The following is a 21,936-nucleotide window of genomic DNA, read 5'->3' as shown; positions in this document are numbered from 1 at the left end:
AAGAGATTTAACAAACAGTAAGATGAAGTCATAACTAAACGCTTAATTTGTCTTGAGCCAAGGTGATTTTTCCACAATTGCTTTTTATACTAGCAATAGTTTATTGCCAAAGTAGTGCTAGTATAAAAACCCAAACAGCCAAAGTGGAATTTTATTTCCAACCCCGACTTCAATATCGTCAGCTGCTATATATGAGTTTGGCATATTCTTGATCTGCTCAAAGCTCTTTTTGGCACCACCTACTTCAAAGGTAAAATTATTACCAACCATAAAGTCACCATTTTTGCCTGAGTAAATTTCAGTGATATTTCCAAGCTGGTTAGTAAAGAATGTCTCTCTAACATTTCCTATATCTGGGCTATTTATATACATTAAATTTGTATTTTCAATGTAAATTTTATCCGCCTTATCCATATTTTTTATAGCTAGCTCGTTTTTCATTAAAAGCCTTATTAGCCCAGCACTATCAAGCATAGCAAGATACTCTTTTAGTGTTCTATCGTCTCTTATATCAACAAGTGATTTTAGGCTTGAGTAGTTTGGTTGATATGGGACGTTTGCGCTTATGGCATGAGTTAAGATCTTTAGCTTTCTTGCCGTATTGCCGTTTAAATTTGGATATATGCTTAAAAGATCGCTATCTATCGTAGCTTCTATACTTTGTTTTAGAGTCTGATAAAAGGCAGTATCATTTGGCATATCGTTATAATATGGATAGTAGCCTACCTTCAGATACTCTCTAAAAAGCTTAATGATTGCTAGATCTTTTTGTTTTAAGGCATTAATAATATCAACAGCTATCTCCTGATGATTTACGAGTAAATCTGTAAGCTCAACCGCTTCTAAATTTATACCATACCTTAGCCCTAGATACTCCCTAAAGCTCATTCCGCTCATCTTATACACTATTGCTCTTCTACTTAAATCATGAGAGTTTTTTAGTACTTCAAGAGCAGATGAGCCAGTAGCTACTATGTTTAACTCTTTAAAATTATCATAGGCAAATTTTAATACGGCCGATATATCTTTGCTTTTATGAATTTCATCTAGGTATAGATGCTTTCCACCATTTAATACAAGCTCTCTTATAATCGAGGTTATATCGTTTGATATCTCTATGTCATCTAGGCTTAAGTAAAGACTATCTTTGTTTTTACTGGCAAGCTGAGCCAATGTAGTTGTTTTGCCTATTCCTCTTTGTCCTAGGATAACGATAAGTCTATGAGATAAATCTTTAGAATCTATAAAATATCTTTTAAATTTATGGTTGTTTAACCTTATAAGGTCATTACTCTTTAAAAAAAGTTGATCTAGCATGGCTTATCCCTGAATTATGTAATACAATACAATTATATCATAAAAAGGTATGTGATAGACTACAAATATGGTTGATCTTAAAAGCATAAACCCTTCTTTATTGTAAATGACCATATACATTTACAATCAAAAAGCACTCACTCTTCCCCTCCTTGATAAAAATTTACCTCTTCAACTAGATCCTTTAGAATTTTCGGAGTTACTGGCTCGCCATAAGTATTCATAGTGATCTTGTATTGTTGTTCATGTCCCACAAGAGCAGCTATATGTTCAACTCTTTGGCCACTTTGGATGAGCTTGTTTATGAAAGTATGTCTAAATGAGTGAAACGTCCTTGTTTTATCACCATCTTTTATAACTTTAGTATTGATTTTCTTTCTAAAATACTCAGAGAAGTCTTTATTGTCACAGCTAAATAGCCTAACTGCTTTGCCACATTTCCTAGCTAGCTTCTTTTTACTCTCTATAAATTCAAACAGCCCAATGCTACTTAACTTAGAATGGATAGGCACTATCCTAGCAGAGTTTCTAGTCTTTAAAGTCTTGCTCTTACCAGTTTTTACATCTACTTTTGTATTTAAACTAAAGCATACTATGTTATATTTTTCGACTATGTCATCTGTGTTTAGCTGGATTATCTCATTTAGTCTCATGCCAGAGTAGGCTGCTATATGAGTAACAAAAAATAGCTCATCTTTGCTAATTCTTTGACTTTTAGTATCACCGCTTAATCTTATCTTACTAACAATATCCAAAAGTGCATTTACGTCACTATCTTCATAAGGGTTTTTATTTGTAACATCATCTTGGTTTATACTTATTTGCAGATCTATAGCTGGGTTCTTATCTATATAGTCGCTATCGTAGCAGTATTTAAAAAACTCACTAACTCTAACAATATACTTCTTGATGGTTGATTTAGAAATTTTTGGTCTATCTTTTGCCAAAGCTATGATCTCATCTAAGTTTTTATCTTTATAGAGACTATTTTGAGAGAGTTTGGTTGGTAGTTGCAGTAAGACATTTCTAAAATTTAGCAAGTCATCTCTTTTTATATTTTTGATGTCTAGCTCGTCGCCAAATTTCATAGACATTAACCGCCCTACATGTCTAACAAGACCAAATGTACTATCACTCCAGTTGTTTGAAATACTCGTGTTTGATATATAGTTTTCAAATGCACTCTTTAGTGTGACCATGTCAGCTTTACTGTCGCTTTTAGTAGATGAGACTAGCTGTGATTTAAAGCTTCTAGCTCTATTTGAGAAGAGCTTTTGAAAGAAATTTATAGCTTCATTGAAAGTCATGCCACTAGCATCACTTGTATCATCTATCGCAAGGTCTTTAGCCTCAATGCCACTTAAAACTATGCCCTTATCTTCATATTTATCTGCCTTGTATAGCTTTACCTGACCACCAAAGGTAGGATCATTTAAATTTCCATACCCAAATTTTAGATCACCACTTAGCTCGCTATCTCCATCTGGCATTAGCTCACAGCCAAATATTCTCAATATATCATTGTTTGTTAATGCACCCTTTTGTTTAGCTAGCTCATTTATAGTATCTGTTAGATCACAAATAGAGCGTTTTAGAGATTTTTTAGTAAAAGGCAGCACCAAATCCTGCTTTTTTAAAGTCTCTATGTCATCTTGATAGCTATCTATATTAGCCTCTTTAACGCCTTTGGCTATCTCATCTTTGGCACTATCATCTAAATTTTCGCTTTTATGCTTTTTACCAAGTGGTACAAATGTCTGTTGTTTATCATTTAGTAGCTTTTGGTTTTTGCACATCTTATATGATATGTGATTTATGTTATCTATCGTTGCCTCAAGCACTCTTTTGCCAAGAAGCTTTTTGGTGTGAGAGTCAATGCAAGATAGCTTTTTGCAGATCTCATCGACCTCTTTTGATATGACACTAGGCAAGCTATTTTCTTTTAAACTCTGTTTTAAAAACAAATTTAGTGATAGTAATCCATCTAAATTTATATATCTGCCAAGCATATCATGCTCTTTGATACTTTTGGCCTCCTTGGCTTTTAAAAGCATAAGCACCAGGTGCTCTATAAGTTCGCTACTCAAATTCATCTTCCATGCCTTTTTGATCGCGTTAAAAATTATAGAGTAGATCTTAACACGATTTTTTGCTGTATCAAAGCGTTTTGTGAGGAAGGAGGTTATATATTCGGTTTTATTACCAAAATAAGGCCTCAGATATAGTGGGATAGCTACTCTAAAGTAGTATATGCCATTTCGTTTGACTAGATATTGCATCTTTGTTACCTATGCAATATAACTTTGTAGCAAAATGTAGCAGATACCTAGTGTGAAACTGACTATGTGCCGTCTTTTTGGTGCTTACACAAAGTTTATTTTAAACCCTCATAAGCCGGAGGTCGGGAGTTCAAGTCTCCCCCGTGACACCAAAACACACTATTTTAGGCACTAGCAGTGATGCTTTTGTTCTTTCCCTTTCTTTAAAATTTCCTTTAAGAGTGGAACACTTAGTTACGAAAGTGGAACAGTCTCTTAAAAATTCCAACGATTATAAAGTCATCACCCTTTTAATATCATAAAAACAAATTTGTTTTAAATTTCTACTTCTGGCTTTTTATCTCAAACTCCTTTAAATACGCACTTTTAATCTCCATTATTTTAATATTTTTAATTTTTTTCTTGAAAAATAAACTTTTTTACAAAAATTTGCATTTCTAGCTGAAATTTTTTCCAAAATTGGTGTAATTACTATAAATATCTTTTAAAAGGATAAAAATGAAAAAATTTTCATTAATAGTAACTAGCACCGCTAGCACGAGAGAAAGTTCATACAGTAAGGTGATTTGCCATGGCTAATGCATATAAAATAAATGACCACAATCTAGTTATAAACGTAAGGTCGGATTTTTTAACATATGGTAGAGCGATAGGTAGATTTGCATATGCATGTCGTGAGAAAAATCAAACCAAGCATATAAAGTATCTCAACAAAAATCCAACCACTCTTAATCGTTACAAACTTCTAAGCAAGTTTAATGGTAATGGCAATATGAGAGATGCTAACAGCAAAGATGATGAGCTGCATAATATAGCCTTTGTAAAGAATTTCCTTAAAGGTTTTCAAGAAAGCTTTAAAAAAGACTACACTAATCAGTGTAATGTAAAGGCTACATATACAGATGAAAGAGGATATAATGGCGAAAAAATAAAAGGTTTTACAAGCTTGCAAACCGGATCTAGCTATATAAATTTCAAAAACATAACCAATATGAAAGATCTTGTAAAAACCATAACTCATGAAAATCAAAGATCTATGGATATACAAGATCATAGAGATATAGATAAAAATAGAGATGATGATACTAAATACGCATCAAATTTCTCAGACTTTGCGACTAGATATTTCTCTCATGCTCTATGGCTAAACGATAAGGGTTTTTCTAAAACGCCTTTAACAACAGCTGTAACATCAAGCATGATAAATAACAATAGAGAATTTGCAAAACTGGATAAGAATTTGGGGGTGAATAGAATACTAACAAGCAATGAACATGATCTTGCGATGGAATTAGCATATAGATATAGTAAAGAAAATAACGTACCTTATGCCCATGCAATAAACATTTTTATGCTTGCAGCTAAAACAAATGTCGATAAATCTCAAAAAGAGGCCTTTGATCACACCGTATCTACCATAGAAAGTGCCGATGAAGTCGAGGTGCCTAGGTATAATATGGTGTTTGATAGAGATAAAATAGATGAGGCGTATAATATATTGGCAACTACTGCCAAAGAGAGAAATCTATACTTTACAGACGTTTATAAAGAGAGTATGACGAGTTATCCTTTATACACCGCAACCAAAGAGCAGTATGAGGACAAAGATTGGAACCCGGAGCATACCATAGGACTAGGAGATACAAGCGATATACTTATACCGTCTACTAAACCGGCCGTCGGCGCTACAAAGTAACTATCGTCGGCTCTATACTCTAGTTCAAAAAATGCGATAAAAGCTCCATTTGTAGAGATGGAAAAGAGGGTGGTTACAAAAGTAGCAGCCAATACACCAAAAGGTGGAGCATTGGGTAGTGATGGTATATTAAGACATAACGGTAAAGAGTATGTAGCTCGTAGTATGGATATAACGGGGAATAAAGTGATATATCAGCAATTAGGTAAAAACAATAAACCAGTAGAGGTTTATAAAATTACAAATGATAAAGGTTATTTCGTAACAGTCGGTAAACCAAAGATATCTGCTCCGGAAAGCAGCTCTAGTACTTTACTAAAAGATATGACAAAAGATATTAAATTTTATGATAGCTCAAAAACCCCAGGTATAGTAGCAGGTGGCATTATAAGTGCGGGCATAGATACATATTCACAGTATAGTAAAAACAACAATAGTTTTAATAACTACGACCCATTATCGGCTGTTATAAATACTGCCGTAGGATTATATACGGGTGGAGCTAGTCATATGCTAAGCGCCATAACAAGAGGTGCTGCTGGAAATGCAGCTAGTGAAATATATTCTCAAGCAACTGATCTTTCAAAAGACATAGATGGAAAAAGAATTCTTTTAAAAACTGGTATTGGTGGTTTTTTTGGGATTTAGTACAAGCGGTTTAGGAAATATAGGCGAGAAGATACCAAGAGGCAAAGATGGTAACTATAAGACTATATTTGAAGTAGGTACTGGACTAGTAGGCGGCGTAATACAGTCAGATATGGATAATAAACAATGAAGAAATTTGCGATAGTATTCAGCGGCGTTATAGCAATATGTATCGTAGCGCTACTATTTGTAAAGCTATTAAAATACTTTTTTGGAGAGATTTATTATATAGACGCACTAGGTTTTATCTTGGTATGTTTTTATGGTTTTTTTACAATAAAAAATGATATTAAAAAAAGCGACCTTACCAAGAATAACCTAGAAAATATAGATATAAATTACGGCAGTGTGGCGTTATTTTACACGATCGTAATTCTTCTAATTTGGCTAATGCTAATTTGTATAAGATATTTCTAAAAAAGAATTTTAAAACAATGGACGTTACAATAGGTGGCGTCTCTTTGGTGCAAGCTATATTTGTATTTATAATGTGGGTTGGTTACAATGCCACAAGAGGATAAATATAAAAGTCGGCGATGGGGATTTACAGACTGAAGCTGAAGCCGGGGCAAGTTATTTACTGGAATAGTACAGGCAGTTACAGATAATATGAATAGTAAAGATAATAAAAATAACAAAGACGATAAAAAAGAATGAGAACAGATATAAAAGTTTTGTTTAAGAACATTAATTTTAAAATGAGCATCATCTAAATTTTTTAGATATAATTACGCAAAAATAATATTATTAAAATCAGGTAAAGGAACTCATGAAAAAAATATTTAAATTTCTATCTTTTTTAGTATTTATGCTATTTATTACAGGATGCGCAAAAGATCTTATTATAAGCAATATGCCAAATTCAAATTTAAACTATCATGGCGATAATGTTCCTATAACTATCATAGCTTATAAATTAAGAGATGTGGCTAAATTTAAAGAAGCTAGCATTATAGATCTAGCTGAGAGAAATGGTGAAATACTTGGCTATGACAAGATTGACTCTATAAAAACACAAATTCAGCCAAATACAAATAGATATGCTTTTACAAATGTATATCCTGATGAAGTTCCGTATGTTGGTATTTTGGTACTTTATGCTGATCAGAGCAAGACAAATATCAAGGCTTACAAGGCTACAAAAGAGATAAAAGAAAAAAATATAGTTTTTGAAATAACAAAAAATGGCGTAAATGTTTTAGACGCTAGTAGCTCTAAAATACAAGCAAGCAAATAAAATGTCTGAAAAGCTAAAAGTCGTTTGGTATAACGGAATGAACGTTGATAAGGTTCATTTCGAGCAGCAAGAAAGATATTTTGAGAGAAATTTAAACCTAAAAACCGTCTCTTCTTTTTCAAATTTATACGGTGTTTTAGATTTAGAAATTTCAAGCGATCTTTTGCTTCAAGGCAAAATAGGGCTAACTAAAATTTCTTGTATCTCTCAAGATGGTACGATTTTTAACGCGCCAGATCAAGATGAATTGCCAGAACCGCTTGAGATAAGCCCAAGTGAGCTAAACTCAGCCATTATAGTGCTAAAACTACCTATTAGCTCAGGTTTAGTTGATATTAGCTTGCAAAATAATTTACCAAACCTAAAATTTACAGCCAAGCAAGCACTTATCAGCTCAAGAGTGCATGATGAAGCTAGCAATGATATATTAAACGAGCTAGACGATAAAGATGATTTTGAACTATCTTCTGCCTTTACACAAGATAAAGAAAATCTAATCTTAGCAAGCCAAAGATCATCTCTTGGAGTATTTGGCTCAAAGATGCCTTACGAGCTTAGCATACCAATTTGTAAAATAAAAAATATAGACCTAAATAAGCAAATAACACTTGACGAAAAATTTATTCCAACTTGTATTGATATCAGTAAAAATACCTTTATAACAAATTTTATAGAGGAACTTAGCTTTGCTACAAAGCAACATCAAGAGAGTTATTTTGGGTTGCTAGGAGGTGTTGATCAAGCTAAAAATAGACTTGATTTTTCAACATATTTAACACTAAATATGCTAAAAAAATGGCATTTAATATTCTCTTATTTGTTAAAGAAAGATAAATTTCATCCAGAGTATTTGTATGAAAAATTAGTTGATTTTCAGGCTGATCTGTTGGCACTTAGTCATGATAATAGTTTTAGCGAATTTATTGCCTACGATCACAATAACCTAACTCAAACTTTTGTGCCTTTGATAAATAATCTAAGACTTTTATTCTCACATATCTTATCTCCAAAATATATAATGGCACAAATTGTTAAAAACAATCATGGCTTTTATGACTGTATTTTTGATAATCCAAGCATTATTGAAAACTCAGAAATTTATTTTGCTATTCACAGCGATACGAAAAATGAGTATCTTCTTAAAAATTTCAAAGAGCAATGCAAAATCCATACTCAATCAAATATAAAAGGCATAGTATCTTCACAGCTAAGGGGTATAAACGTAGAGCAAATTTCTGTTGTTCCTAGCACTTTACCAAAGTTAAACGATTATATCTATTATAAGATAGACAAAAAAGATGAAATTTTTAAAAGCTTTGCAAATCAAAATGTGATTAGCGTTTATATAACGGCAAATTTACCAAATGCTGACATTAAAATGTGGGCTTTATTATAAGGATAAAAATGAACGAAAATCAAAATGAAACCTCAGTTTTAAGTCAAACAAATCTTTTGGGTCTTGGTACAAATCTTGCACTAGATCATGTGTTGCCATTACTTCTTTTGGCAAATAGGGTTTCAAAATTACAAAATTTTTCACAAAGTGAAATGGCAAATTTACGTGAAAAATTGATAAATGATATCTTAAGCACTACTTCAAAGATATCAAACCTAGGCATTTATGAGGAAGACGATATTATTAGGCTTAGATATTGCCTTTGTGTTTTTATAGATGAGAGCTTGCTAAAAAATGAAATTTTTATGAACAGCTTTTGGGCCAATAATACCCTGACAACAAGATTTTTTAATGAAAATCTAGGTGGAAATAAATTCTTTGGCATTATGGATAAGTGGTTTGAAAATGTTGGCAAAAATAAAGATTTCTTGGAATTTATATATGCTTGTTTGGTGCTTGGTTATAAAGGAAAATATGAAACCCAAGAAGATTGCAATGAAAAAATCTCTTATCTTTGTGAAAATATAGCTGCAGCCGTTTCTCCGCTCATAAAGGCCGATGAAAATGTATTTGAAAAGAGCTACTTAAAACAGACAAAGAAAAGCTTTCTTGAGGTATTTTCGCTAAAGCGCTTAAAATTTTATTTCATTTTGCTAGCCATTGCTATGATCGCAGCTGCATTTTTATATAGTACATATTCTATGGATCAAAACAATATCAGAAACGATAGTGTTCTAAATAATAAGATAGAGAATTTTATGGATAACAAGTAAGTGCAAGATAATTTTTGTAATAAATTTAATGAAGATTTTTTAGAGAATGAGCTTTATATTAGTTTAACTGATGAAATGTCAAAGTATAAAACTTTGATGCATGATAGCATAAAGTGGGATTATGTATTTAGCTCATCTTTAAAGGCATTAAGTGAATTTAGTCTTGACGCCAAGCTTTTAAATTTCTTAGCGATTTCTGCTATAAATTTAAATGACAAAGAGGCTTTTAAGACACTTATAAAAGCCTTTGCTTTTTTTCTATCTATTTTGAAAAAAGAGCCAAATTTACTCGCAAAAAATGAAAAACAACTACCTGCTAAAAAAAAGATAATAGCTCAAACAATAGAGCTTTTTGCGCAAGCTAATGATAAAGCTTTGGATCAAGCTGACGCAAAAGCGTTTAATGACCTTGTGCCTGAGCTTTCGCAAGAGCTTGGTACACGTTTTGATACACTTTATATAGAAGAAAAAAAAGAAGAAACTTTAAAAGCCAAAGAGCCAAAAGTAATTACTAAAACTGAGCCAACTTACCATCAAAGCATTTCATTTAGTAGCAATGACATTAGTACATTTAATGATAGAGAATTTAGAGAATATTTTATAAATTTATCACTAATGCTTTTAAAGAGTGATATTAAAAATTTTACCGCTTATTCTTTAATTTTTGAAGCAATGTGGGGCAGAATAAAGGCACTTCCATCAAGTAGCGATCAAATAACACAGATACGTTATCCTGATGAAAATCTAATTATGCTTTTTAAAAAAAGTAACGAACCAAATCTTGACAACTTAGAAAAATTTATAAGAAATTTAGCACTTAACCCATTTTGGATAGGAGGCATTAAGATATTTTGCGAGTTTTTAAATAGTACTGGACTTGCAAGGCAAAGTGATCTTGTTTGTGATATGGTTTTAAATTTTATTGATAAATTTCCAGATATAAAAAAGCTTAAATTTCAAAGCGGAGAAGCTTTTTTTAGTGAAGATATAAACAAATTTTTTATTAAAAGTAACTCTTTGGAATTTACTTCCAGCAATGATAGTAAAAAAGATATGAGTTTTGAAGATCTAATAAAAGAACTAGATAAAAGTAAGCATGCTTCAAGTGCTCAAAGTGAGCTTAATTTTATGCTTGAATTATCAAAAATTTTTACTGCACAAGGCATGAATAATAATGCAAAAGCTACCTATGCACAAATAGTTAATTTTATAGAAAACACCGAGCTTAAAGATTATTTATCAGATATATATATAAAGGCAAAAACATTTGTGTGATAAAATATGTTTTTTTAAATCACCTTTAATTTTATTTAAATATAATTCTTAAATCATTTACGAAAAAAGGATGTTACTATGGCAGATAATCTAATCCCACCAAAAGAACGCATAAATATAGTTTATAAAACTAAGACAAATGACCAAGAGGCCGATGTAGAGCTTCCATTAAAACTTATGGTAGTTGCAAATTTAACTGGTGAAAATCAAACTCCACTTGAAGATCGTGAAGTAATCTCTATCAATAAAATAAATTTTGATCAGGTTATGAAAAGCTTAGATATTCATACAAATTTCTCTGTAAAAAATAAGCTAAATTCTAATAATGAAGATTTAAATATTGACCTTGATTTTGAGAGCATCCATGATTTTAATCCAGATAATATTATAAATCAAATTCCTGAGCTAAAAAAACTCTTACAGCTTAGAAAAGCTTTAGTTGCGCTAAAAGGTCCTATGGGCAATATGCCTGATTTTAGAAAAGCGGTTTTAGAAGCTATAAAAGATGAAGATAGTAGAAAACAACTTCTTTTAGAGATTAAAGACGAACAAGATAAGGAATAAAAATGTCTGAAACTAAAGTTAAAACTCCTATCATTGAAAGCATAATGCAAAGGAGTAAATATTCAAAAGATGACGAGAGTTATAGCGTTGTAAAGCAAGGAGTTGCTGAGTTTATTTCAAATATAATAACAACAAATAATGCCGAAGATAAAATAAATAAGCTCGCACTTGATGAGATGATAGCTCACATTGATACCCTTTTATCTGCTCAAATGGATGAAATTTTGCACAATAAATCTTTTCAAGAGCTAGAATCAACTTGGCGTGGAATTAGGTTTTTGGTTGAGAGAACAAATTTTAATGAAAATGTAAAAATTGATCTTTTAGACGCCACAAAAGAAGAAATTTTAGATGATTTTGAAAACAACCTAGATATAACTCAAAGTACACTTTATAAACAAATTTATTCAGCCGAATATGGACAGTTTGGTGGTGAGCCAGTTGGTGCGATAGTGGCTGACTATGAGCTAGATAAATCAAATCAAGATATGACTTTTTTAAATAAAATGTCATCAATTGCTGCAATGAGCCATTCACCGCTTCTTACATCTCTTTCTGCTAAATTTTTCGGACTTGATAATTTTGGTGAGCTTGAAAATATAAAAGATCTAAAAAGCATGCTAGAAGGTCCACAATATACAAGATGGAGAACTTTTAGAGAAAATGAAGATGCAAAATACACAGGATGTATGGTAAATAGATTTCTTACAAGATCTCCTTATGTGCCAGAAGATAATCCTATAAAGAGCTTTAATTATAGAGAAACTGTAAATAATCACGATGATATGCTTTGGGGCAATGGAGCTTATGCGTTTGCTACAAGGCTTACAGATAGTTTTGCTGATTATAGATGGTGCGGCAATATCATTGGACCAAAAGGTGGTGGTGCCGTAAAAGATCTTCCAACTTATACTTATGAAAATTATGGAAGCGTTCAAACAAAAATTCCAACCGAAGTTTTGATCACAGATAGAAGAGAATTTGAACTTTCAGAAAATGGATTTATCGCTCTTACTTTAAGAAGAGATAGTAATAACGCTGCATTTTTCTCAGCAAACTCTGCGTTAAAGCCTAAAATTTTCCCAAATACTCCAGAAGGTAAAGCTGCTGAGACAAATTTCAGACTCGGAACTCAACTGCCTTATGTATTTTTGATCTCTCGTTTAGCTCATTATCTAAAAGTGCTTCAAAGAGAAGAGATAGGTACATGGAAAGAGCGTAGTGATGTTGAGCGCGGCTTAAATGAATGGCTAAGGCAATACATCTCAGATCAGGAAAACCCACCAGCAGATGTTAGAAGTAGAAGACCATTTAGGAGCGCAAAAGTAATCGTCAGTGATATAGCTGGCGAGCCTGGTTGGTATAAAATAGAGCTTTTGGCTAGACCTCACTTTAAATTTATGGGAGCAAATTTCGAGCTTTCTTTGGTTGGAAAACTAGACAAAGAGTAAGCTTACTATGTCGCTGATAGATAAAATTTTATATGAATTTAGCGATGAATCAAAGCTACGTCCATATTTTAAAGATCTAGACAGCGACATAAAAGATCACATTGATACTATTTTAAACTCTAGACTTGGTAACTACGGCCGATTAAATGATAGTATTATTGATCTTTGGTCGATGGGCGTTGAAATAAATGAGCTTGGTCATAAACTTGGCATGGCAATATATGAACTAATCAGCTCAAATGAGAATAGAATAGAAGTAACATCTATCGGATATGATGACTCACTAAAGCCTTGGCGTATCATCTTTAATATAAATTACAAGCATAAAAACGATAATTTTAAAGAGTATTTGCTAAAAGTTATTTTTAAAAACAATAGATATTGTGAGATTTTATAATGGATTATAATGAAAATAATCTAGCTTATTTTCAAAAAGAGATGGCATACCTTGATGAAACAAGAGCCCTTTTTATTAAAAATTTTCCAAAAGTAGCACCATTCTTAGATACCAAAAGCAAAGATCCTGATGTTGAGAGCATAATAGAAAATATGGCTATTTTGACATCTAGGATCAGGCAAGAACTAGATGAAAATATCCCACTAATCGCTGAGTCTTTAGTAAATATCTTAATGCCAAGCTATACAAATCCTTTTCCATCAGTTTGCATGCAAGAATTTACCTTAAGAGATGACTTCTCGGGGGTGAGAGAATTTATACCAAAAGGAAGTATAGTTGAGTCAAAGCAGATCAATGGCATAACGTGCAAATTTCAAACGATCTTTGACATAAATTTGCTTCCCTTAAAGATAACAAAAGCTTTTATGTCAAACAATAAGAGTGATTATCTTCTAAATTTAAATATAAGCGTTACAAAGGACGAGCTTAGCACTAGAGAACTTGATATAGACTTTTTAAATTTATATCTTGGAGATAATGTTTACTTCTCTTCTACGCTCTTAATGTGGCTAAAAAATTACTTGAAATTTATTACAATAAGTTTTGAAGATAGCGATCAAGAGATAAAGTTAAGCCCTGATAAACTTAGTTTAGATGAGTTTGATGAGCGTTTGATAAAGAGTGATGAGTTTGGATTTGAAGCATTTGAGCTTTTAAAAGAGCTATCATTTTTTCCTTCAAAGCTAAATTTTGTGCGATTAAACAGTCTTAGTTTTCTTAAAAATTTTTCTACAAAAAGCTTTAATATTAAATTCATATTTTCAAAAGATATGCCAAGTGGATATGTGCCAAGGCTAGAGTATTTTTCTCTTTTTGCTACACCTGTAATAAATTTATTTGCAATGAGTGCCGAGCCTATTTTAAATAATAATAGGCGAAGCGAATATAGAATTTTTCTAGATCGCTCAAATATCGATGCTTATGAAATCGTTTCAATCAATAAGGTGGTCGCTCATAGTAGTAATAATGAAAAAAGGATATTGAAAAACTATAAAAGTTTTGAGAGATTTGAATTTTTAAATGATGAGCGAGCAAAAGATTATTATTTTGTCAGTAATAAAACAGATATAAAACTAAACTCATATAAAGAAATTTCTTTTTTTAAAAGTGACTCTAAAGATCAAACCATTAGCATAGATGCACTTTGTTGCAATGGTGATTTGCCTTGCAAGCTAAGACTTGGTGAGATAGATAGAGTGTTATCCCATCAAGGCGTAACAACCAAAAATTTAACCATTCCAACTAGCGTAAAGCGAGTAAAAATAGATGGAAATCTTCTTTGGAAACTAGTTAGTATCTTATCTTTTAGCTATCAAAGTATACTAGAGAAGGGCTCTTTTTTAGCACTTCTTAATACCTTTAGCGTACCAGATGATGAGTTTTTTAAAAAATTTGCAAACTCGCTTTATGATATAAAAACAAAGCAAATTTATAGAGTTGATCAAGGCTTTGCAAAAAGAGGGTTGCTATGCATATTCTATATAGATGAAAGCGAATTTGAGAGTATTGGAAATGTATATACTTTAGGTATAAATTTGGCTAAATTTTTATCAAAATTTGTATCAATTAATTCATTTTGTGAACTTAAAATAAAGTGTATAAAGAGTAAAATTTTGCTTAATTATGACTTCTTGGGCGGTACAAAAAAATTAATATGAACAAAGAACTAAATCAAGCTTCTTTTTTTAAATTAGTAAAGAACTGCCTAAATCACCAAGATAGAAGAGATATTTTTTTTAAAAATAGCCCAAGTTTTGCTTATCCGATTAATGAGCTTGAGAGCTTAAATAAAGAGGACATAGTAAAAATCGTCGTAAATTTTATGGGTCTTTTGGGAAGTGGCTCGCATCTTACGAGCTATATTTTAGAAAAGATCTCAAAGAGTAGCGATAATAATTTCGAGAAATTTTTTGACTTTTTTGACAATTACTTGCTTTGGCTTTTCTTTGATAGCATTAGTTTAAAAAATTATGCAAGATCCTTTGAAAAAGAGCTTGATGATAAAATTTCAAAGATTTTATTGGATATATTAAACATAAGCAATAAAAAATTAGCAAAAAAATTCTTACCATTTTCTCCGCTTATTATTAGCCAAAGAAAGCCTAAAAGAGAGATCGAGTTTGCCTTGCAGCGTCATTTTAATTTAAAAAATAAACTATTTTTACTAGAAAATTTACCAAATCAAATTTTCATAGCGCCTTCAAATTTAAATTTGCTTGGTACCAAAAATAGGACTTTGGGTAGAAATTTTATACTTGGTAAAAAGCTTTTTGAGAAACAAACTAAAATAGCAGTTTATATAAATGGCATAGATTATGAAGAAGCTATTGATTTTTTCCCAAAAAGAAGAAAATTTAAAGAGCTTCAAGATACTCTTATCTTTTTTACGAACAATGAATTTGTTGCTGATTTATACATAAAAATAAACTATTCTCCAAAGATGCAATTAAAGCTTGGAATAGATGAAGGTTATAGTAAAATAGGCCTTGGTGCAAGGCTTAAAAGTAATAAAAATATGTCAAATTTTATAAAATTTAGGCTCTGCTCTTAAATTTTCAGATATAAAATCTAAAATATTTGTTATTATTACATTAAAGAAATATATTTATTTGTAAAAGGATGTGCATCAATGGCATTTATCGATTACCTAAGAAGATTTTTTGTCTTTTTTAGATTTAAACACAGTACAATTTTGGTAGCTTCTATTGCATTAAGTATCTTATTTTGGCTTTATGCTCCACTTATAGCTTTTAATGATGTATATAGCTTTGCTAGTATAAGTTCAAGAGTCACTATATTAATTGCATTTTGGGCAGTTATTTTGTTTTTTGTTTTAATCAAACCATTAATGCACTATTTAGCATCTCAAAAAGATGAAAAAAATAATAAGCTAAAAGAGATAAAAAAAGAGTCTATGGATAGTTTTGGTAAGGCAAAAAGAAATTTTATGCTTTCTTTGAAAGATGCCAAAACAACATGGAAAAAAGATATAAATTTTAAAAAATTACCTTTAATAATGATAATGGGTAATGAAGGTGCTGGAAAGAGCGCATTTATAAACTACTCAAATATAGAATTTCCACTATCTGATAGTTTAGATACTTATAAAAAAATACACAAAAGTACAACAAACTTTAATCTTTACATTTCAAAATTTGGTGCACTTTTAGATACTGAGGGTATACATTTTGCACAAGAGAGCTTGTATCAGCCAACAGCTACGGAAGAGCTTCCTGAAGATGATGTGGATAAAAATAGGGATTACTTGCTTAAAAAAAGTATCTGGAGTGAATTTTTACACTTTTTAAAACGAAATGATTTTAACGCTAGATTAAGTGGCGCGGTTTTAATCATAGACACTAAAAAATTCCTCGAAGGCACTCAAGAATATTTTGATGAATTAATTAGATATATGATAAAAAGGGTTAATGACTGTGAGAAACATCTAAACATTAAATTCCCTATTTATATTGTTTTTAGCAAACTTGACTTAATAGATGGCATGGGAGATTATTTCAGGCTTTTCAATGAAGATGTGGCAAATAAAGCTCTAGGAATAAACTTAGATCCAAATTTCTCAAAACAATCACTAGAAACTGAACTAAAAAACCTAAGCGAGTCATTATTTAAACATCTCATGAGTAAGAATTCGATTTCGCATTTATTGGAAGATAAAAAACGTTCATATCTCTTTTTAAAACAACTTGATAATTTTTTTGCTTTAGTGAAAGATTTTGTAACAAAGCTAAGCTCTCAAAATGCACTTAAAAATAGCTCAACCATAAATGGAGTTTATTTCGTAAGTGCTTATCAAGAAAATATACCTATAAACTACCTTACAAACACTATTTGTGATAGATATAATATCAAAAAACCACTTTTAAGAGCAGTAAATAACTATAGCAAACAAAGCTATTTTGTAAAATCATTTTTAAAAGAGATAGCTTTTAAAGCCAACTTAAATAAATTTGGTGCTCAAAATAGATTTACAAAATTTGTAAATTTTGTTTTAGTAGCCATACTTTGTGCTGGAGTATATTTGGGTTCTAGTTTTATTCTAGAGACCAAAAATATAAAAGAGCAAAATGCTATAAATAATGCAAATAAAATTTCTTCATACCTTGATGGCAAAAAATACAAGGATCTCTCTCCAACACAAAAGATTGAGCTTCTAAATTTACTAAAACAAAGTCTAAATGACTATCCAAGAATCTTCAGCGGTGATACTAAATTTGAGTATATAACACTAGATACTTCGTATAAAGGCTTTACTCCAGTTAAAGCACTTTACTATGATTTAAATGCTGATTTTTTCAAAAATACAGTTTTAACTGAAATGGAAAATATACTAAAAAATGAAATTGATCCAGATAAGCTAATAAAAGCATTTTATATGTATGATTCGCTCTTTGACAAAGACTACACAAATGTGGATTTATTTAAAATTTGGATTAGCACAAACTGGGATAAATTTGAAAAATATGGCGTTGCAAAAGATGAATTTTTAGCTCATATTGAGGCTATTTTAAAGGCAGAAAATTTAAACATAACTGCAGATACAGTTGCTCAAAGTATAGCAAATACGAGGCTATCACCTGTTCAAAGAGCACAAAGGCTCTACTATATACTTGAGTTCATATCATTCAAGGACGATAAATCTTTTTACGATATTAAAAAAGATGTTGAAAATTTATACACAGTAGTCCAAGAAAAAGAAGCATTTAAGCCATTTAATAAAATTTATACAAAAGAAAATTTAAGAGATTTCTTGTCAAAGCTTAGCTCAAACATAGATCAAACAGCTGGAATAGAATCTTGGCTAATGGAGACAAATTCTTCTTTAAAAGATATTAGCTCAAATGATAAGAAAGAGCTAAGCATTGCTGTAATAGAGCTTTATTTGCAAAATTATGCTGATAAGTGGAGCCAAATTTTAAGAGAAATAGAACCAAATGAATTTACTACAAAAAAAGAGGTCATAGAAGAGCTCGACATCTTGTCAAAGAGAGAAAATCCTTTAAATTCTTTAATAAAATTAACTAATCAAAATACAAATTTAAATGATGAGAATTTACTAAAATATATCTACTCTCTAGGATTTGCTTCAAGTGAGATAAAGCGTGTTTTCAGTGATTTTAGTGCTAAATTTACTAACTATCATGCGTTAAATTCTAATGACTTGCTAGATATTATAAGCAACGATGTAACAAGCGTTTATAAAAAAGTTAGTGACTATAACTTTGAAATGCTTCAAAGCAACGATGATAAAATAGTTTATGCAATAAATGGCATAAAAAACGAAAACGATCCATTTGTTGTCTTAAATAATGATGCTAAGAAGCTTCCAGATGAGTTAAATGAATATTATCAAAAGTTATCAACACTTGCATGGAAACAAGTAGAAAATGGTGCTTCGGTGCTTTTATCAACAGCATATAGAGATGATGTTTTTGATGATTTTGAAAGTCTTATCAAGCCATTTTATCCATTTAACGAACAATCTCCAAAGGCTGTCAGCATAGAAGAATTTAAAAGATTCTTTGGCAAAAACGGAACTTGGAATAGCTTTTATGATAGATATCTAAAACAAATCTTAAGTAAAACTGCTGATGGTTATAAAATAAGACCAAAATATGCAAAAGAGCTAAGATTTAGCAGAGATTTCCTTAAAAATATTGCCTATATAGACAGAATTTCAAATTTAATGCTTGATTCAAATGATGAGCTAAAATTAAATTATAATTTAAAAGCTGTCGACTTATCGGCAAATTTTAGCCATATAAATATTAGCTATTCTAATAACTCTTTGACTTATGATCATACAATTGCCTCAAATTTGATAGTTTCAAGCAAAAATTTTGATATATCAACGCAGTTTAAATTCAATGCAGTTTCAAGTACTGGAAGCGAGAGAAAAGAGTTAAGCTTTGATGGAGAGTGGGGCTGGTATAAGATATTAAAAGCTTCAAATTTTAGTAGCGTTGGCGTTAGTACGCTTAATTTTGATGGTAGAAGAGATTCGTATTTTGGCTTTGAAGTAACACCAAATGGAGGAGAGCTTTTAGAGCTTATGGATATCATACCAACGATAAATTTACCAAAGAAGATGCTTTATTAAGGATAAAATATGCAACAAATATCAGCAGTTATACAAAATTACGATAAAGCGTCAAGCTTTTCAGCTCAATTTATCATTTTTGATGAAAATGGCGGTGATATAGGCTCGTTAGATACTACAAAATTTTCTTGTAATGATATGAGCGATTCAATCGCACCAAAACACGCTCATGTTGGATTTGAAGAGGGGGTTTTCACAATTTGTGGCTATAAAGATTGTGAAATTTTTTATAGTGATTCATATTCAAAGCTTCCAGATGACTATGAGAGTGTCATAAATTTGGGCGATATCTTTAGGATAGGGGAGTTAAAATTTATATTTATAGATCCTTCTAGAATTGATGAATATATAGGGAAAGCCCATAAGATAATAGAAAATACAAAAAATTTTGACAAACTCGATGATAAACGTTTTGAACCAGTTGGTAAAATTTCAAATGTTGATTTTAAAGAAGAGCCAAAGATAAACTCATTAATAAATGATAAAAAAGATATCACTTTAAATGAAAATGTGCACGATGCAGTTTTAAATTTAAATGAGATAGCTCAAAATTTTGATGAAGAAGAAAATGCAAATAATCAAAATATGCTAACTGCAAAAAGCATGGATGAGCTTTTGACAAAGATAGTTGAGAGTATAAAATTGCAACCAAATATGAGCCCTATAAGTGAGCAGACTAGGACTTTAAATACAAAAGATATGGAAACAATCATGAAAACTCTTCCTCTTAGTGACTCGACAGAACTAATAAATACTGTTTTGGTTAAGCTTATATGCAAAGAGCTATATAGCCAAATGTATGATATAGTCGAGAATAACTCATTTTTTAAATATCTTTCAGGAGCCGTACTAAAAAGCACTAAGGAAGATAAGGAAGCGTTTAATTACCTATTGCATAAAGCTCTTCAAAGCTATATGTTAAAAAAGTAATGTTTTTAATAAAACAGAAAGTAAATAAAAGATAGAATAACCCAAACTTTTTAATAGGAGTAAATATGTCACAACCAGTGTATATTAAAGTGAAAGGTTCTACACAAGGACTTATTTCAAGCGGTGCTTCAACAGAAGCTAGTATAGGTAATCGCTATCAGTCAGGTCACGAAGATGAGATCATGGCTCAAGAGGTTTCTCATATAGTAACAGTTCCAACTGATCCACAAAGTGGACAACCATCAGGTCAAAGAGTCCATAAGCCATTTAGTTTTACTACATCACTAAATAAAGCTGTTCCACTTCTTTACAATGCCTTAACACAAGGCGAAAGACTTCCAGAGGTTGAGATCTATTGGTATAGAACATCAACTAGTGGTGGTGCGGAGCATTTCTTTACTACAAAACTAGAAGATGCAACTATAACAGATATTACTCTAGTAAGTCCAAATGCTCAAGACAAGCTAAACAGCGACAAAACAGAGCTTTTCAAAGTTTCAATGAACTATAGAAAGATAGTTTGGGAACACGTAGCTGCAGGCACAAGCGGAAGCGACGACTGGAGAGAAGCTACTAAAAAAGCTTAAAACCAACCTAGGGTTTACCCCTAGGGTTAATAAAATCATCTTCTAGCTAGAAGGACACAGATGAGCCCTTTTTATCTTTATCTTTTAAATTAACATGATATGTGAAATGCGATATGAAACACCTAGTTATAATCATATTTCTCATAACATCTTTATATTCACACGAAGCAAATTGTTTAAATATGTTTGCTGTGATCTTTGACAAAAATACGACCGATGAGAATACTGCTAAATGCGTAGAATACTACATAGATGAGCTTGGATGCGATGCTAATATAGTCCCAAGTTTCACTAATGATGACTTCAATTTACTAGATGCTGCTTATGAAAATAATAAGACTAAAACGTTTGACTTACTTTTGAATAAAGATATTACGCCAGATAAATGGCTAACTGCAATTATAGCAACAGAATTCCTAGTCTTTTTTAGAGAAAATAGCGATGGCATAAAAGACAAAAAAGCAAGCCCTGAGCTATTAGAATTTATAAAAACACCGAAATATAAAGAATTTAAAGAAAAGAAATTTAAATTAATCAAAAAACTATTAGATCATGGGCGAGATCCTTATTATTATTATTATGGTTATTTGAGAGTTATATTAAAGATAGTAGGAGATGAAAAAGATTTAGATAATTTATTAAAGAATGAAACTCAAAAGGAATTAGCACAATGAAGCAATTGGCAATAATCATATTTCTCATAACATCTTTATATTCGCATGAAGCAAATTGTACGGATATGTTCGCTGCTATATTTGATAAAAATGTAAGTGATGGAAATACCATTAAAATCATAGATTACTATATAAACAATTTTAATTGTGATGCGAATATAACTTTTAAAAGTAATGAACTTAGATATGAGCCAAATTTATTAGAAATCGCTTTTTTAATGAAAAAATTTAAGACTTTTGATGACCTTTTAGATAAAGGCACAAAGCCAAATGGTAGATTAGCTTTTTCTATGGGATCAGAATTTTTATTCTTTTTTCAAGATAATGGAGTTGGATTTGAGAGTAAAATACCTAGCAAGGAGCTACTAGAATTTATAAAAACTCAAAAATATAAAGAATTTAAAGAAGAGAAATTTAAATTAATTAAAAAGCAACTACAATACGGACAAGACCCTAAAGACTACAAATATTTAAAATACATTTTGAAACTCATAAATAATGAAAAAGATTTAGATATGTCTCTTAAACACATCT

The 21,936-nt window shown here is 31.0% G+C and carries 19 protein-coding genes; 17 read left to right on the top strand and 2 right to left on the bottom strand.

Annotated elements, in window-relative coordinates:
• Nucleotides 1–117: 117 nt before the first annotated feature.
• Both CVS84_RS05545 and CVS84_RS05540 read right to left on the bottom strand, forming a co-directional pair.
• Entirely contained in the window at nucleotides 118–1,317 is a 1,200-nt protein-coding gene (locus CVS84_RS05545; protein ID WP_107691503.1) for an ATP-binding protein, read from the bottom strand.
• 137 nt (nucleotides 1,318–1,454) lie between these two features.
• A complete protein-coding gene (locus CVS84_RS05540; RefSeq protein WP_107691502.1) occupies nucleotides 1,455–3,596 on the bottom strand; it encodes a tyrosine-type recombinase/integrase in 2,142 nt (713 codons plus the stop codon).
• Between the two features lie 571 nt (nucleotides 3,597–4,167).
• On the opposite strand from CVS84_RS05540, the gene CVS84_RS05535 reads away from it, so the two are divergent.
• The 17 genes from CVS84_RS05535 to CVS84_RS05455 form a co-directional block, all read left to right on the top strand.
• Nucleotides 4,168–5,292, top strand: coding sequence for a hypothetical protein (locus tag CVS84_RS05535; RefSeq protein WP_107691501.1), 1,125 nt, complete (start codon nucleotides 4,168–4,170; stop codon nucleotides 5,290–5,292).
• Nucleotides 5,293–5,349: 57 nt separating this feature from the next.
• Complete coding sequence (locus CVS84_RS05530; RefSeq protein WP_159070069.1) at nucleotides 5,350–5,940, top strand: hypothetical protein; 591 nt, start codon at nucleotides 5,350–5,352, stop codon at nucleotides 5,938–5,940.
• The gene (locus CVS84_RS09435) at nucleotides 5,930–6,070 is read left to right on the top strand and encodes a hypothetical protein (protein ID WP_159070068.1); all 141 of its coding nucleotides are present in this window, start codon (nucleotides 5,930–5,932) and stop codon (nucleotides 6,068–6,070) included. Before CVS84_RS05530 ends, CVS84_RS09435 begins: the two co-directional genes overlap by 11 nt.
• 639 nt (nucleotides 6,071–6,709) lie before the next feature.
• Complete coding sequence (gene tssJ / locus CVS84_RS05520) at nucleotides 6,710–7,177, top strand: type VI secretion system lipoprotein TssJ (RefSeq protein ID WP_107691498.1); 468 nt, start codon at nucleotides 6,710–6,712, stop codon at nucleotides 7,175–7,177.
• 1 nt (nucleotide 7,178) lies between these two features.
• Entirely contained in the window at nucleotides 7,179–8,573 is a 1,395-nt protein-coding gene (gene tssK / locus CVS84_RS05515) for a type VI secretion system baseplate subunit TssK (protein ID WP_107691497.1), read from the top strand.
• A gap of 8 nt (nucleotides 8,574–8,581) precedes the next feature.
• Nucleotides 8,582–9,346 carry a type IVB secretion system protein IcmH/DotU gene (icmH, locus tag CVS84_RS05510; RefSeq protein WP_085658354.1) on the top strand — a complete coding sequence of 255 codons (765 nt, stop codon included), beginning with the start codon at nucleotides 8,582–8,584 and terminating at the stop codon, nucleotides 9,344–9,346.
• Entirely contained in the window at nucleotides 9,347–10,621 is a 1,275-nt protein-coding gene (locus CVS84_RS05505; RefSeq protein WP_107691496.1) for a type VI secretion system domain-containing protein, read from the top strand.
• 78 nt (nucleotides 10,622–10,699) lie between these two features.
• A complete protein-coding gene (tssB, locus tag CVS84_RS05500) occupies nucleotides 10,700–11,185 on the top strand; it encodes a type VI secretion system contractile sheath small subunit (protein WP_054195918.1) in 486 nt (161 codons plus the stop codon).
• A gap of 2 nt (nucleotides 11,186–11,187) precedes the next feature.
• Entirely contained in the window at nucleotides 11,188–12,636 is a 1,449-nt protein-coding gene (tssC, locus tag CVS84_RS05495; RefSeq protein ID WP_054195919.1) for a type VI secretion system contractile sheath large subunit, read from the top strand.
• 7 nt (nucleotides 12,637–12,643) lie between these two features.
• On the top strand, nucleotides 12,644–13,033 hold the full coding sequence (locus CVS84_RS05490; RefSeq protein WP_054195920.1) for a hypothetical protein: 390 nt from the start codon (nucleotides 12,644–12,646) through the stop codon (nucleotides 13,031–13,033).
• Nucleotides 13,033–14,751 carry a type VI secretion system baseplate subunit TssF gene (tssF, locus tag CVS84_RS05485; RefSeq protein WP_107691495.1) on the top strand — a complete coding sequence of 573 codons (1,719 nt, stop codon included), beginning with the start codon at nucleotides 13,033–13,035 and terminating at the stop codon, nucleotides 14,749–14,751. Before CVS84_RS05490 ends, tssF begins: the two co-directional genes overlap by 1 nt.
• Complete coding sequence (locus CVS84_RS05480; protein ID WP_107691494.1) at nucleotides 14,748–15,644, top strand: type VI secretion system baseplate subunit TssG; 897 nt, start codon at nucleotides 14,748–14,750, stop codon at nucleotides 15,642–15,644. Before tssF ends, CVS84_RS05480 begins: the two co-directional genes overlap by 4 nt.
• Before the next feature lie 78 nt (nucleotides 15,645–15,722).
• Nucleotides 15,723–19,211: a type VI secretion system membrane subunit TssM gene (tssM, locus tag CVS84_RS05475; protein ID WP_107691493.1), complete on the top strand. Its 3,489-nt coding sequence runs from the start codon at nucleotides 15,723–15,725 to the stop codon at nucleotides 19,209–19,211.
• 9 nt (nucleotides 19,212–19,220) lie between these two features.
• Complete coding sequence (locus tag CVS84_RS05470) at nucleotides 19,221–20,141, top strand: hypothetical protein (RefSeq protein ID WP_107691492.1); 921 nt, start codon at nucleotides 19,221–19,223, stop codon at nucleotides 20,139–20,141.
• A gap of 65 nt (nucleotides 20,142–20,206) precedes the next feature.
• Nucleotides 20,207–20,728: an Hcp family type VI secretion system effector gene (locus tag CVS84_RS05465; RefSeq protein ID WP_054195925.1), complete on the top strand. Its 522-nt coding sequence runs from the start codon at nucleotides 20,207–20,209 to the stop codon at nucleotides 20,726–20,728.
• 182 nt (nucleotides 20,729–20,910) lie between these two features.
• Nucleotides 20,911–21,402: a hypothetical protein gene (locus CVS84_RS05460; protein ID WP_107691491.1), complete on the top strand. Its 492-nt coding sequence runs from the start codon at nucleotides 20,911–20,913 to the stop codon at nucleotides 21,400–21,402.
• Nucleotides 21,399–21,936 (top strand): hypothetical protein (locus CVS84_RS05455; protein WP_199906114.1); only part of this gene is annotated, 538 nt, incomplete at its 3' end. The genes CVS84_RS05460 and CVS84_RS05455, both read left to right, overlap by 4 nt.

This window comes from Campylobacter concisus (assembly GCF_003048575.1).
In the GTDB taxonomy this organism is placed as follows: Bacteria; Campylobacterota; Campylobacteria; order Campylobacterales; family Campylobacteraceae; genus Campylobacter_A; species Campylobacter_A concisus_U.
Note: the sequence above shows the minus strand (reverse complement) of the source record. Positions and strands in the feature narration are given on the sequence as shown.